General features: G+C 50.1%; 13 protein-coding genes and 1 riboswitch. Of the genes, 7 read left to right on the top strand and 6 right to left on the bottom strand.

Annotation, left to right across the window (positions count from 1 at the left end; translation table 11 throughout):
- Positions 1 to 87: 87 nt before the first annotated feature.
- Positions 88 to 195, bottom strand: a riboswitch (SAM riboswitch).
- Positions 196 to 269: 74 nt separating this feature from the next.
- The 5 genes from ACYU8Y_RS12285 to ACYU8Y_RS12265 all read right to left on the bottom strand — a co-directional run bounded on the left by ACYU8Y_RS12285 (position 270) and on the right by ACYU8Y_RS12265 (position 4,912).
- Positions 270 to 632, bottom strand: coding sequence for an SxtJ family membrane protein (locus ACYU8Y_RS12285; RefSeq protein ID WP_460937526.1), 363 nt, complete (start codon positions 630 to 632; stop codon positions 270 to 272).
- 4 nt (positions 633 to 636) lie between these two features.
- Entirely contained in the window at positions 637 to 786 is a 150-nt protein-coding gene (locus ACYU8Y_RS12280) for a DUF5989 family protein (protein ID WP_460937524.1), read from the bottom strand.
- An 18-nt stretch (positions 787 to 804) separates the two neighbouring features.
- Complete coding sequence (locus tag ACYU8Y_RS12275) at positions 805 to 1,959, bottom strand: SGNH/GDSL hydrolase family protein (protein WP_460937522.1); 1,155 nt, start codon at positions 1,957 to 1,959, stop codon at positions 805 to 807.
- A gap of 16 nt (positions 1,960 to 1,975) precedes the next feature.
- On the bottom strand, positions 1,976 to 3,838 hold the full coding sequence (locus tag ACYU8Y_RS12270) for a carbamoyltransferase family protein (protein WP_460937520.1): 1,863 nt from the start codon (positions 3,836 to 3,838) through the stop codon (positions 1,976 to 1,978).
- 189 nt (positions 3,839 to 4,027) lie between these two features.
- Positions 4,028 to 4,912 (bottom strand): hypothetical protein, encoded by an 885-nt coding sequence (locus ACYU8Y_RS12265; protein ID WP_460937518.1) that lies wholly within the window; start codon positions 4,910 to 4,912, stop codon positions 4,028 to 4,030.
- Between the two features lie 548 nt (positions 4,913 to 5,460).
- Between ACYU8Y_RS12265 and ACYU8Y_RS12260 the strand changes: the two genes are divergently transcribed.
- Entirely contained in the window at positions 5,461 to 6,339 is an 879-nt protein-coding gene (locus tag ACYU8Y_RS12260; protein ID WP_460937516.1) for a Ppx/GppA phosphatase family protein, read from the top strand.
- A 70-nt stretch (positions 6,340 to 6,409) separates the two neighbouring features.
- Here ACYU8Y_RS12260 and ACYU8Y_RS12255 read toward each other — a convergent pair whose 3' ends face one another.
- The gene (locus ACYU8Y_RS12255; protein WP_460937514.1) at positions 6,410 to 7,162 is read right to left on the bottom strand and encodes a hypothetical protein; all 753 of its coding nucleotides are present in this window, start codon (positions 7,160 to 7,162) and stop codon (positions 6,410 to 6,412) included.
- Positions 7,163 to 7,400: 238 nt separating this feature from the next.
- Between ACYU8Y_RS12255 and ACYU8Y_RS12250 the strand changes: the two genes are divergently transcribed.
- The 6 genes from ACYU8Y_RS12250 (at position 7,401) to pseG (ending at position 13,449) form a co-directional block, all read left to right on the top strand.
- Entirely contained in the window at positions 7,401 to 8,348 is a 948-nt protein-coding gene (locus tag ACYU8Y_RS12250; RefSeq protein WP_460937512.1) for a GNAT family N-acetyltransferase, read from the top strand.
- A gap of 110 nt (positions 8,349 to 8,458) precedes the next feature.
- Complete coding sequence (locus ACYU8Y_RS12245; protein WP_460937510.1) at positions 8,459 to 9,361, top strand: hypothetical protein; 903 nt, start codon at positions 8,459 to 8,461, stop codon at positions 9,359 to 9,361.
- Positions 9,362 to 9,439: 78 nt separating this feature from the next.
- Positions 9,440 to 10,456 carry a UDP-N-acetylglucosamine 4,6-dehydratase (inverting) gene (gene pseB / locus ACYU8Y_RS12240; protein ID WP_460937508.1) on the top strand — a complete coding sequence of 339 codons (1,017 nt, stop codon included), beginning with the start codon at positions 9,440 to 9,442 and terminating at the stop codon, positions 10,454 to 10,456.
- A 37-nt stretch (positions 10,457 to 10,493) separates the two neighbouring features.
- A complete protein-coding gene (gene pseC, locus ACYU8Y_RS12235; RefSeq protein ID WP_460937506.1) occupies positions 10,494 to 11,669 on the top strand; it encodes a UDP-4-amino-4,6-dideoxy-N-acetyl-beta-L-altrosamine transaminase in 1,176 nt (391 codons plus the stop codon).
- On the top strand, positions 11,666 to 12,361 hold the full coding sequence (pseF, locus tag ACYU8Y_RS12230; RefSeq protein WP_460937504.1) for a pseudaminic acid cytidylyltransferase: 696 nt from the start codon (positions 11,666 to 11,668) through the stop codon (positions 12,359 to 12,361). Before pseC ends, pseF begins: the two co-directional genes overlap by 4 nt.
- 53 nt (positions 12,362 to 12,414) lie before the next feature.
- Entirely contained in the window at positions 12,415 to 13,449 is a 1,035-nt protein-coding gene (gene pseG / locus ACYU8Y_RS12225) for a UDP-2,4-diacetamido-2,4,6-trideoxy-beta-L-altropyranose hydrolase (RefSeq protein WP_460937502.1), read from the top strand.
- Positions 13,450 to 13,465: the final 16 nt, after the last annotated feature.

Raw genomic sequence — 13,465 nt, 5'->3', positions numbered from 1 at the left:
GATCAGTAGTGTACCAACAACGGGTCCACTAAAAAAAATCCAATAAATAGAACCGCTTGGATACAGAAAGACAGATAGCTCGGGGCTAACTTATCTATCCCGCCATAAGACGGGAGGAAATTGGCACCATTTCCGGGGAGTGGTTGGTTGCCAAGACATCATCGGGTCCGTTCCCTCCGTCTTTCTGGATAAGCGTTTACAAAACTAAGCAAAAAAATCGGGCGCCCCGACAATCGAGACGCCCGAAATCAACATGCGTTTTTCGGCGCCTACCAGGCGTCTTCCATGTCCTGTTTCGTATACAGGTGATTTCGCTCGGTATAGAACGATGCGTTATCGGTACGCTTGATGGCCAGCGGATTCTTGGCCGTCATGCGATACAGCAGCGCGATGGGAAACAGGAAAACAAAGAACAGAATAGACAGAATGACTTTGCCGTTGATGTTCCCCAACACCTCAGCCAGTTTGAACCACGCCTTTACAATAAGATCACCGACGGCCGGAATGGCCAGACTCAGCACCCCTACAGCCACGGCTCCGTACAGAAACCAGGGCGATTTGGTGATAAAATACAGGACGACCAGCCCCGTTACGATAACAAGCTGGGCTTTTACTTTTTCGGTAATATCCATGTGTTTAGAACAGTGTGTAGATAAACGGAGCTACCGCCGAACCACCGCCAATGACGATCAGAACCCCAATGAGCAGCAATAGAATGATCATGGGGGCCAACCACCACTTTTTGCGCTGCTTCATGAATTTGAAAATATCCTCTAAGAATTCCATACTTTGATTTGAGTTTACTTATTTACTGTTAGATATCATCTGACCATTTCCCGGATTCGTCTGTACCAGCTTAAACAGTGCATCACCTACCCGTTGATTCACAATCGAACTGGCATGTCCATCGTTCCGGCCCACCACCCGATCCTTGGGCTCAATGTCGACCATTAGTTTTCCTGCGTCCAGAATCGGTACGTTGTTGATCTGGAAAAGAGTCACAACCGGCTTCACATACTCAGCTGTCTTCTCGATGTTGTGCGAAAATGGAAACATTACCACGTAGAAGCGGCAGTTGTGTTCTTTGGCGTAGGTGATAAACTTGGTAAGGTCGCTCAGGTGATCGTTGATGATAGCCGGTGTTCCGTAAGCCGTCCGCGCATAGACATCGAAGGGCGAGAAGTTGCCGTGCGGAAACTGCCAGTACAGGTAGTTGAGCAGGTACGACCGCTGAAACAACGATTGAATGGGGCGGGGCAGATCGGAGTAAGGCCGGAATCCCTGTGGAACCAGGCCATGCTCCAGCGCCACTTTTTCAATATCATTGGGAAAGTACTGTAGAATCAGAATGTCGGGCGTCTTGCCAAACTTCAACAGCCGGGCATACTCATCACGGGTATCCGAACCAGATATGCCAAGGTTGTAGGTCACGTATTGGCTGGTCCCCAGTTTCTCACCCAGAATATTGCCGTAACGTTCCTCGGCGGTTTTCAGGCCGTGGCCCGCGCTAAACGAATCGCCAACGATAAATACTTTCTTTTTACCCAGCGTATCGGTTTTGGGTGCATCGCGGTAATCGCCCGTCATGGGTGGCCAGTAGCGTTCAAACCAAATGTGTGACGCCAGCGTGAGTCCGCCTTCCTGGCTTTGCGCGATAAACATAAATGCCATCTCGACAAAAAACATCAAGACAATCAGGGGCACCAACAAAGTAGCCACGTTACCGAGCAGTTTGGGCGGATTCGGGTTTTTAACGACGCCGTAGTAATACACACGCAAAAGCTCAATAGTGAGCAACAGGAACAGACAACACTTGATCAGCCGGACGTATATGTTGTCGAACAGACCTTTGTGAGGATAGTCGAAACTAACCCCGAAATGGTCGCCGTAAAAAACGAATAAGGTTAAAAATCCCAGCAGCAACAGGCGAACAACACTGGAAACAAGTTTTGATTGCATTAAAACAGATCGTTCGTTAGTCTAAAACAAATTCTTCTTTCCAGTTATCTTTTTCCTGCCATTCGGGCTGTTTGCGCTTGTCAAAGAGGTAATTACCAACGGCCAGGTAGTCCATTTCGGTACGCATGAAGCAACGATACGCATCGTCGGGGGTGCAGACGATCGGTTCTCCACGGACGTTGAAGCTGGTATTGACGATGACGCCGAAACCCGTTAGTTTCTTAAACGATTCGATCAGCTCGTAATACCGGGGGTTGGTATCTTTATGGACCGTCTGGATACGCGCCGAATAGTCAATGTGCGTGATTGAGGGTAGATCCGACCGCTGGTAGTAGAGCTTTTCACGCAGGGGGAAACTGGCATAATCGGCCGGAACCGGCGTCCGGCGCTTCTGCGCAACCGGATGAACAAGCAGCATATACGGCGATATACCATCATAGTCGAAATACTCAGCGCAATCCTCAGCTAATACCGACGGCGCAAACGGCCGGAACGATTCGCGGTACTTGATCTTGAGGTTCAGCTTCTTCTGCATCTCAGCGTTGCGCGGATCGCCCAGGATACTGCGTCCGCCCAGAGCGCGTGGCCCAAACTCCATCTGTCCCTGAACCCAGCCCAGCACATTCCCATCGGCCAGCAGTTTGGCCGCATCCTGGGTCAAGTCCGAGAAGTTGGTGTAGTGCGTAGCAACGGCTTTATATTTTTTGGCCATCAACTCCACATCCAGATCCGAGAAGGTTGGCCCCAGATAAGAGCCCCGCATGGCATCGCGTTCGGTCGTAACAATCCGTTCCTTTCCAAAGTAGATATGATACGCAGCCAGTGCGGCTCCTAACGCCCCCCCGGCATCGCCCGCGGCTGGCTGAATGAATATATCCTTGAACAGACCCGATGCCTGAAGCTTTCCGTTCGATACGCAGTTGAGGGCAACCCCACCCGCCAGTACCAGGGCATCGGCATTGGTCAGGCGCTTGGCCTCTTTTCCCATGTTCAGCACCACCTCTTCGGTCAGATACTGAATAGCCAGTCCAAGGTTACAGTGCTGGGGCAATAGCTCGTCTTCTGGCTGCCGCTTGGGGAAACCAAACAGTTCGGCCCATTTAGCCTCGTTCACCATTTTCAGGCCGGTAGCGTAATCGAAGTATTCCTGATTCAGCCAGACGGAGCCGTCGGGTTTAAGGTCGGCCAGTTTGTCTTTAATAATGGCCATGTACCGAGCGACATCGGGCGAATTGGGATCGCCGTAAGGGGCGAGCCCCATCAGCTTATATTCGCCGGAGTTGACCCGGAAGCCCAGGAAATATGTAAAAGCGGAGTACAAAAGGCCCAGGGAATGCGGGAACCGCATTTCTTTGAGAATGGAAATGTTTTTCCCCTCTCCCAGACCAATTGAAGCCGTTGCCCACTCGCCTACGCCGTCGATGGTCAGGATAGCCGCCCGCTCAAAAGGCGACGGGTAAAAGGCACTGGCTCCGTGCGAGAGATGGTGTTCGGGGAATAGCAGTTTTATTTTACGCGATGGGTCATAGCCCAGCTTCTCCAATTCCTGCCGGATGAGCCGTTTGAGGAACAGCTTTTCTTTAAGCCAGACCGGAATCGACATCAGAAAGGAGCGTAATCCCTGAGGAGCAAACGCGTAATACGTTTCCAGTAGCCGCTCGAATTTGAGCAATGGCTTGTCGTAAAAGACAATGGCATCTAACTTGTTGAGGTCGGCCCCACTATACTGAAGACAGTATTTGATGGCTTCAGCCGGGAAACCGGGATCGTGCTTTTTACGGGTAAACCGCTCCTCCTGAGCAGCGGCAATGATACGTCCGTCTTCAATTATTGCGGCTGCTGAATCGTGGTAAAAAGCAGAAATGCCTAATATGGTCATGAACTATGTTACTGGTCAAACAAGGCCAAAAGTAAAGGTTTTTTTTCGCAAACGAACCATCTAACTCAGTACCAATTACTTTCCGGCCCACTAACAAAATATATTGAATTGGCGCTTTAGTAACTTAATAGAAACTAAATCAATTCATCAATACCTAGTTCTACGGGTAAGTAAAATAAGGTGAAATCCTTAAATGGACTTGATATGAAGGTCATTGGCTAGCTTTTCGGCTAGGCGTTTATAGGCATCACCATCGGGATGCATCCCGTCATACGCTGTTTTCCAGGAAAACAGAGCCGAATAATCGATTACCTTCAGGTGAGCACGCTCAAAAAGCTGACGCAGCTCGGGGGCCATAGGGTAGGCCGGAAAAATAACCACGTAGAACTTGTCATTCCCGAACTGGTTGCGATACAGTTGCTCCGATTTTTTCACAATCGTAACAAATTGTTCATACTGCTCCGTACTGTACCGGCGGGGAAAGTTGATATTGAACAGATTGACGATATTGCTTTTGTACATTCCATTAATCAGTTGCAGACTGATGGGATGTTTTTGGCCGTACGTCCCCTCTACCGTTACCGTTTTTGGGTTGACATACGGCCAATAGCCGTTCGAATTATAAATCCATTTGGTACTGGGCGCAACTCGGGCCAGATGATCTTCGATATACGTATAAATGGCGATTCCATCGGTTTCGGCAATCTGGTTTCGCATATTGACCGATTGCTGAAGAGCAATCATGTGGGCAGGTGAGTAGCCCGATACTCCGTAATTATAAGGTCGGAAACCGGTGGCCTGACCAAAATAATAAGGCAGCGTACTCGAATCGGAGACCGACTCCCCATAGGTAAACGAGCACCCAAGGAATAAAGCGTACTTACCAACGGCCCGTCGATTGTCGAACGGCGTAATCCGGCGAGACAAGCTGTCTATATGGTAGGTGATGGAAGCTTGTTTCTGCGCCTGAGGCAACTGGGCACCGCCTGTCGTCGGCTGCTTTATAACATAACTCACCTCATACGGACCGGGCGCTGGCCGGACGATACCCAGCGCGTCGTTTCGGATTAACACGAGTGAGTTTTTTAATGGCTCAGTCTTACCCGTTTTTGTCTCACACTGGCCCGCTGGCCTGTGGTATCCTTGTTTCCAGTGCAGCAAAAGACTGGATATTCCTTCCAGAGCTAACCAACTAAAGATGAACGTTAGAAATGATACTGCAATTCCCTTAACCCATACTTTACCGTAGCGCATAACAGATTACCAACGGAGCCTCCTATATCAATATTTTGGGACACACCCTGTGCCTTACCACTGTGCTAACGCTATTTTGTACCGTCTATCGGCAAAGCCCAACACAAATCAGTCGGTGTTTGCCCACAGCCAGTCGAATAGTGAGGCAATGACCCCGTTAGTAGACTAATGGTTTAAAGGTTTGCCTGAAATAGGCCGATAAGTAGCTTGTCTAAGCTATTCATCGACCCAAATATACTCATACAGGCTACCGTTTAAATTAAAAAGAAACATCAGGCAGTCCGGTATAACGTCGAAAATAAAGGATAGCGTTTCGCTCATACACGCAAAAAAATTACCTTTGGCCCATTCACAAAGCTCTATAGATATTGAAACTAGCAGCTATTGATATCGGCTCAAACGCAGCCCGTCTGCAAATCTCGACGGTATTGCACAATGATGACCTGGTTAGCTTTAAACGCGTCGAATACGTGCGATTTCCGCTTCGGCTTGGTCACGACGTATTTAATTACGGGGCCCTGACACCCGAAAGCGAAGCCCGGACAACCAAGCTCATGCAGGCTTATAAACTTCTGATGGAACTGCACGAGGTGGACGGCTACATGGCCTGTGCTACCTCAGCCATGCGGGAATCCTCTAACGGTCAGGAGGTCGCCAAACGAATTGAAGACGTAACGGGCATCAAAATCCATATAATTGACGGCCGTAAAGAGGCCGAGTTGATCAATGACGTCGTTGTGCATGCGCTGGACGACCGGCAGTACTTACACATTGATGTTGGTGGCGGCAGCACTGAGTTGAACGTGTACGTAAACCGGGAAAAAATCAATTCAAAATCCTTCAAAATTGGGTCCGTGCGTTTACTGGAGGGTAAAGAACACAAAGGAGCCTGGCGAAAAATAGAGGACTGGGTTGAAGACAATGTGGACTCCTTTCAGGAAGTAACAGCCGTTGGTACGGGCGGCAACATCAGCAAACTGTTTAACCTGGCCTCTAAAATTTCGGAGACCGAGACCACCCGATCTGAAATCGAGCGCATTCGGGATTTCATTGCGGGATTCAGCCAGGAGGATCGGATCAACAAACTTCGCCTGAATGCCGACCGGGCCGATGTAATCGTGCCAGCCGCCGACATCTATATTTCAGTAATGAAGTGGGCGGGAGCCAACAAAATTATCGTTCCCGATCTGGGTCTGAAAGACGGCATTATTCAGCAGGTCTACGCTCAGGTGAAGAAACGTAAGTAAGGGCATTGCCCCTCAAAATAAACCCCAGCCTGCGTTCGTCAGGCTGGGGTTTTCAATAAAAAATAAGCGTTTATTTCGACGTTCGACCGGTTTTCACTTTCACAATGACCAGGGGCACACAATGGGTAGTGTCGCATGTACACACCGCGTTTGTCATGGTTATAGAACGATCGGAAAAGCAGCCCAATGAATTGTAGATCCGAACGCTATACGTTTTCGGTATTCCCGTCCGGCTAATACCGCCGACGATTACGCCATCGGCGGGTATGGCGCTCCCCCGTCCCGAAAAACGGCCATCGACGGCCATTTCATACGTATCCGTTGGTTGATAGCCGGTTATTGACACCTGCCCGTCGCGTTGCGTTTCTGTATTGTAACAGGTTGCCTCTCTCACCACGACCGAAGCCATCGGATTTGCCCGGATGAATACAGTGATCGGGGCAAAGGGTATGCAATTGAGATCCTTAGATGCCGTTTTCAGACGGGCGTATACGTAATAAATCCGGTCGGGCAGGTCGAAGTGGGCGGGAAAAATCACATTTGATAACGTAGCCTTCCCCTGGCTGGGCCTGACTTCGCCTATCGGCACACCGCCCCGTTCAGCATAGGGGTTTGTCTGGTATGTATCGAACCGCACAAACTCAATCGTATCCGATGGCAGAACGGTTGTGCTGACCTCTAGTTTTTCGATCGTAGCCCCGGTACACACCGTCAGGGATGCAGGGCTTGCGTTGGTAATAGTGGGGCAATAACTACCCTGCGCCTTTATTCCCGACGCCATCAACAAAGCGGGTAGGCCCAGGCAACCAATCCGAAGCCACATCGGCCAGAACCTTTGCCGATATTTCTGTACTACAAGTGCTATTCCCATATAATTTTTTACAGAATACTCATTTTATGTAGCCGATTGATACGAACAATAACTGTCGAGTTATCCTGTACTGGCGTGTATATATACGTTGTTTCGACTTCATAACAAATAGTATGTCACGTTGGCGGAAAATATCCCCGTTACTTTTAGTCTATTGGGATCGTCTGTACACACCTAACCCCTGTGTGGTATGGCAGAATACATCTTTTTACATCAACAGAACCCGGACTTTTCTAGTACCCCACCGTTTTGCCAGCCAGGGTTTTTCTTTAATGATTACGCCCATATAAAGCAGCAGGGTAAAAATTTCATTTTGTTGTCAGCCGTAAATCAGGAAACCCAGCAAGCCGAAGCTCGTTGCGCTTTTTTTATTTGTTCGAACAAAGCTTACAGTCCCGTCGCTGCTCCCTTTGGCTCCATTGAGTTTTCGGAAACATTGCCCGATTCGATTCTGGACAAATTTCTCCTCCAACTAACGGCAGCCGCCCGTAGCGGAGGAGCCAAAAAGCTACGAATCGTCAGTTATCCACATTGTTATGCACAACAACAGGCCGAACGCCTTACAAACCGACTCTTCGCCCACAACTTCGATCAACAATCCGTTCATCCTACGTACTACTTACCCGTTAGTGACCGTTCGTTTGCCGATCAGATTGTGCCAGCCGAGCGCCGACGACTGCGAAAATGCCGGAGCGTGGGTCTCCAATTTAACCAATGGACATCGCTGGACCTGACTGAACTTATTTACTTCATCCAGGACACCCGGCAACAGAAAAACTATCCATTGTCCGTAAGCAGTAGTCACCTGACGGAGTTATGTCAGCAGTTTCCCAATCAATTCGTGGCCTTTACGGTGACGGATGGATTACGCCTGGCAGCGGTGACGATAACCGTACGCGTCCGGCACGACATTTTATACAATTTTCTGCCTGCATCGCATCCCGACTACCAAACGTTAAGCCCAATGGTTATGCTCACCGACGGGCTTTTCACGTACTGCCAGAAACAGGCGATCCGGCTGCTCGATTTAGGCGTATCGCTCGATGCTACTAAGCAGCCAAAACCAGGCCTGATGCGGTTTAAACGCAATCTGGGCGCGCAGGAATCACCAAAGTCCACCTTCGAAAAAGTACTGTGAGCGAGTCAACAGGATTTTACCGGCAATCCGGGACGTCTGTCCCGTAGTCCAGATCTGCTGATTTTTTCGTTGTTTTGTAGAAAAAAGGCACGCGGGTAAGTGCTGACGGCATGGTCGAAGCTGGTTTTAATCGCATTAGTCAATTTCTGAGCGACTTGTTCGCATCGTTGGTATCATTGCTAAAAGTGGCAATTCGTGGCCGACATGCTACTCGCTTACCGGATCGACAACTTCCCACTTGTTCCGTCTTGGGCAATGGCCCATCGCTCAACGAGTCGTTGGCCGATCAGTTCGATTTTATCCGACAAACCGAAATCGTGTGCGTCAATAACTTTGCTCACGCGGAGGTTTTCCTGCGGCTTCGGCCCCAGGATTATGTTATCTCGGATCCTAACTATTTCGTTTTCACCGAACAGACCACCGACCGCGACGACATCCGGAAAACCCTGTCTATTTTTCAGGAACAGGTTACCTGGCCCATGTTCCTCTACGTGCCTCATTTTGCCAAAGGTTCTTACTTGCTGAACGTTATTGAGCAAAGCAATCCTCAAATCAAGGTCGTCTACTTTAATTACACAGTTGTTCGCGGCTTTAAAAAGTTAACTTACTGGCTCTATTCGAAGGGCTTAGGCATGCCACAGGCGCAAACGGTTATTATTGCCGCCCTGACGCTGATGATCAACCGAAAGTTCGACACCATTTACCTCTTCGGGGCCGATACATCCTGGCATGAGCAAATCCGCCTGAACGATCAGAATCAGCTATTGATCAAGCAGATTCATTTTTACGATAAACCTAAAGATTTAACGCACCAGCCGGTCTATTCGGATGCGCAGCGGCAGCGCACGTTTTCAATGGCCTCGCAGTTTTTATCCCTGCACAAAGTCTTCCGGGGCTACGAAGTGTTGCGCAACTATGCCGACTATCGGGGTGTTCACGTTATAAATGCCAGCGCCAAGAGCTATATCGATGCGTTTGAGCGAACAACTGTAAACCAACCGATTAGCCACTAAAAAGCTGACGATTTGGCGTTTAAGTCCATGTAATTATTGACGCCGAACCATCCAACTTGACTTACTCATTATCAACTCATGCTTGACCTGACCAATAAATCCATTTTAATCACCGGTGGTACCGGCTCTTTCGGCAAGAAGTTCGTGGAGATGGTGTACCAGCGTCACCCGAACCTCAAACGCCTGGTTATCTACTCCCGCGATGAACTGAAGCAGTTTGAGATGTCGCAGCACTATCCTCAGGCGAAATACAAATCCATTCGGTTTTTTATCGGTGATGTTCGGGATGGCGAGCGACTTAAGCGTGCCTGCGAAGGCGTCGACATTATTGTTCATGCAGCCGCACTGAAACAGGTCCCTGCCGCCGAGTACAACCCGATGGAGTGCATCAAAACCAACGTTTTTGGGGCAGAAAACGTCATTAACGCAGCCCTGGATAATGGCGTCCAGCGCGTAGTGGCTCTTTCGACGGACAAAGCCGCAGCACCGATCAATTTATACGGCGCGACCAAACTTTGCTCCGACAAGCTATTTGTCGCGGCCAATAACATGAAAGGCAGCCGCGATTTACGGTTCTCAGTCGTTCGCTACGGCAACGTAATCGGGTCGCGGGGGTCGGTCGTACCTTTCTTTCTCGAGAAACGTAAGGACGGTGTCTTACCCATTACACACCCCGACATGACACGTTTCAACATTTCGCTCGAAGAAGGCGTTGAAATGGTTTTTCATGCACTCGAACACGCCTGGGGTGGCGAGATTTTTGTTCCGAAGATTCCTTCCTACCGCATTACCGATGTGGCTACGGCTATCGGCCCTGACTGCGAACAAAAACTGGTTGGCATTCGCCCAGGCGAGAAACTTCATGAGGAAATGATCACCGAAACGGACTCGCTCAATACGGTCGAGACGGACAAATACTATGTTATTACCCCCTCAACCCCAACCTGGAGCGTTGACGACTACATGAAAGCCTTCGACGGTCGTCAGGTTGAGATGGGCTTTAAATACAATTCCGGCACCAACACCGAGTGGCTCAATGTAGATCAGTTACGGGAGCAAATCCGGGAACATGTCGATCCAGCCTTTTCGGTTTAATTAATCGACGGCCGGTCCATAGTCCGGCTAATATCCCATGAATCAACCCATTCCCTACGGGCGGCAACACATTACGGACGAAGATATTGCCGCCGTTGCTAACGTTTTGCGTGGTCCATTTTTGACCCAGGGCCCGCACATCGGTGCGTTCGAGACTGCTTTTGCTCAATACATCGGTTGTCAGCACGCAGTGGCCGTAGCCAATGGTACGGCTGCACTGCACTTATGCTGCATGGCCTTGGGCGTAACAACAGGCACTCGGGTGATTACCACACCCATTACCTTTTCAGCCTCAGCCAACTGTGTTCGGTACTGTGGCGGAGACGTGTTCTTTGCCGACGTTGATCCGGCAACCGCTTTGCTCGACATAAATTCCGTTCGTACGCTGCTCGAACAGCATCCGAAAGGCTATTTTTCAGGCATTATTCCCGTTGATTTTGCGGGGTATCCAGTCGATATGGCCGCTTTCCGTGAACTGGCTGATGCCTATGGCTTGTGGTTGCTGGAAGACAGCTGCCATGCGCCGGGTGGGTCGTTTACGGATAATCAGGGCAAAGAGCACCGGTGTGGCGATGGTTCACTGGCGGATCTTGCTATTTTCAGCTTTCACCCGGTTAAGCACATTGCCGCTGGTGAAGGGGGCATGATTACGACAAACGACGAAACTTTGTACAAGCACCTCCTCCGGCTTCGAACGCACGGCATCACCAATAAACCCACTGAGCTTACGGAGCCTTACCCCGATGAACCCGAGCGCGGTGGCTGGTATATGGAGTTGCAGGAATTGGGGTATAACTACCGCCTGACCGACATGCAGGCGGCTCTGGGAAACAGTCAACTAACCCGGGTTGACGCCATGCTGGCCCGTCGGCAGGAAATTGCCAGACGGTACGACGACGCCTTTGCGGAAACCGCCCTGACTGCCCTTGTTCCACCCGCGGGTATTGGTCATGCGTATCACCTGTATGTCATTCAGGTCGACGACCGAAAAGGGCTTTATGATTTTCTGAGAACCCGAAATATCATGGCCCAGGTACATTACATTCCGGTGCATCTGATGCCGTATTACAGGCAGTTCGGCTGGAAACCCGGCGATTTTCCGAATGCCGAGCGGTACTACGCCCGGTGCCTGAGCCTGCCCATGTTTCCAACTCTTACGGATGAGGAGCAGGACTATGTTATTGAATCAGTTAAGGAATTTGCTGGCGTATGAGCAACGTAGCCATCATCACGGCGCGGGGCGGCAGCAAACGCATTCCCCGCAAGAACATTCGTCCTTTTCTGGGCAAGCCTATTCTTGCGTACGGCATTGACGCGGCTTTGCAGTCCGGCCTGTTCGATGATGTGATGGTGTCTACAGACGACGATGAAATTGCCGATATCGCCCGGCAGTATGGCGCTTCGGTTCCATTCCTGCGTAATGCGCAAACCGCCGATGATCATTCCACAACCGCCGATGTTCTAACCGAGGTTTTACTACAATACGCACAACAGGGAAAGACTTTCGACTATGCTTGCTGCCTTTACCCGACTGCCCCATTCGTAACGCCTACCCTACTGCAACAGGCATTCGCAACCCTTACCGAAAAGCAGTTCGATACCGTATATCCGGTTCAGCCGTTTAGCTTTCCCATTCAGCGGGCGGTGTTTCTGCGCGATTCAAACGTGCAATGGTATCAACCAGAATACGCGCTCACCCGCTCTCAGGATCTGGAACCCGCGTATCATGACGCCGGGCAGTTTTACTTCTTTCGGGTAGCGTCCTTTCAGGAAAAACAACGTTTGATTACCAACAACTCGGGTGGTCTTGTTATCTCAGAGTTGCAGGCGCAGGACATTGATTCTGAAGCAGACTGGCAGTTAGCCGAATTAAAACTTAAATTAAGAATGAGTAGCGAACGCTGAATAATAGACAGTTACGCTATGCTTCACGGCTCACTACTCATTCTTCACTCAACATGATTCAACTTCTTTTTCGGGCAGATGGAAACGCGCAGATTGGCCTGGGACACGTCATGCGCTGCCTGGCGCTGGCCGATATGCTAACTGGTGATTATATCATGCGGTTTGCCCTCGTTGAACCGGCCACAAACGTTCGCTCAATGATTGAGCAAGCTGGACTCTCCGTTATTTCTTTACCTGAAGCCGATCAGCGGGATGCTTTTTTGGCGTTAATCAAGCCGGACGATATTGTGGTGCTGGACGGTTATTCATTCGATGAAGCGTTTCAGCAGTCCGTACAGGTCCGAGCGAAAAAGTTGGTTTTTATTGACGACTTACTTACCGGCCATCAAGTAGCCGATGTACTGATCAATCACACGGGTGGCGTTACTGCGGCCGAATATGATGCCTCGCCCGATACGCGGTTTTGCCTGGGACCACACTACGCCCTTCTCCGACCCGCTTTTTTGAATCCGGCAGGTTTTGGATCAGCACCAGCCGACGGCCCCATCTTCGTTAGTCTGGGTGGGGCCGATCCGCAAAACATATCGCTGACGGTTCTGGAGGCTGTTCGGCAAGTTGACGCCACCCTACCCGTTCATCTTGTTCTGGGGCCGTTTCACCCGAACCGGACGACTATCGAAGCCTTCCAGAACAAGCTTCCTAACCTGAAAATTCTATACAATCGGACGGCTCCGCAAATGGTCGAGGCACTAACGGCCTGTCGTTTGGCCATCACGGCCTGCAGCACAATTGCTTACGAAGTGTGCGCTATCAACCGTCCCCTGATCACCGTCGTGACAGCCGATAATCAGGCGCGGCTGGCGCAGTTTTTATCGGAAGAAAAATTAGCCTTATCGGTCAATTTCCCAACGTTACTGACACGTCTGACACCAGTCATCGCATTGGATCAAATGCTGAAACTCGCGATTCAATCTTTCGAGTTTTCGCCTGGAATCGTAGCTGATTCGCTAGCCAATCAACGTCGTTTCTTCGATGGTCGCTCCCCCGAGCGATTCCGTGAGCTATTTCAAACTTTACAGGGAAACTAAGACGTTGCGCCAATTA

It is taken from the genome of Spirosoma humi (assembly GCF_054776575.1).
Note: the sequence above shows the minus strand (reverse complement) of the source record. Positions and strands in the feature narration are given on the sequence as shown.

Coding starts and splice junctions, on each gene's coding strand:
- ACYU8Y_RS12285 (WP_460937526.1), bottom strand. CDS start 632: ATGGATATTACCGAAAAAGTAAAAGCCCAGCTTGTTATCGTAACGGGG.
- ACYU8Y_RS12280 (WP_460937524.1), bottom strand. CDS start 786: ATGGAATTCTTAGAGGATATTTTCAAATTCATGAAGCAGCGCAAAAAG.
- ACYU8Y_RS12275 (WP_460937522.1), bottom strand. CDS start 1,959: ATGCAATCAAAACTTGTTTCCAGTGTTGTTCGCCTGTTGCTGCTGGGA.
- ACYU8Y_RS12270 (WP_460937520.1), bottom strand. CDS start 3,838: ATGACCATATTAGGCATTTCTGCTTTTTACCACGATTCAGCAGCCGCA.
- ACYU8Y_RS12255 (WP_460937514.1), bottom strand. CDS start 7,162: ATGTGGCTTCGGATTGGTTGCCTGGGCCTACCCGCTTTGTTGATGGCG.
- ACYU8Y_RS12250 (WP_460937512.1), top strand. CDS start 7,401: ATGGCAGAATACATCTTTTTACATCAACAGAACCCGGACTTTTCTAGT.
- ACYU8Y_RS12245 (WP_460937510.1), top strand. CDS start 8,459: ATGGTCGAAGCTGGTTTTAATCGCATTAGTCAATTTCTGAGCGACTTG.
- pseB (WP_460937508.1), top strand. CDS start 9,440: ATGCTTGACCTGACCAATAAATCCATTTTAATCACCGGTGGTACCGGC.
- pseC (WP_460937506.1), top strand. CDS start 10,494: ATGAATCAACCCATTCCCTACGGGCGGCAACACATTACGGACGAAGAT.
- pseF (WP_460937504.1), top strand. CDS start 11,666: ATGAGCAACGTAGCCATCATCACGGCGCGGGGCGGCAGCAAACGCATT.
- pseG (WP_460937502.1), top strand. CDS start 12,415: ATGATTCAACTTCTTTTTCGGGCAGATGGAAACGCGCAGATTGGCCTG.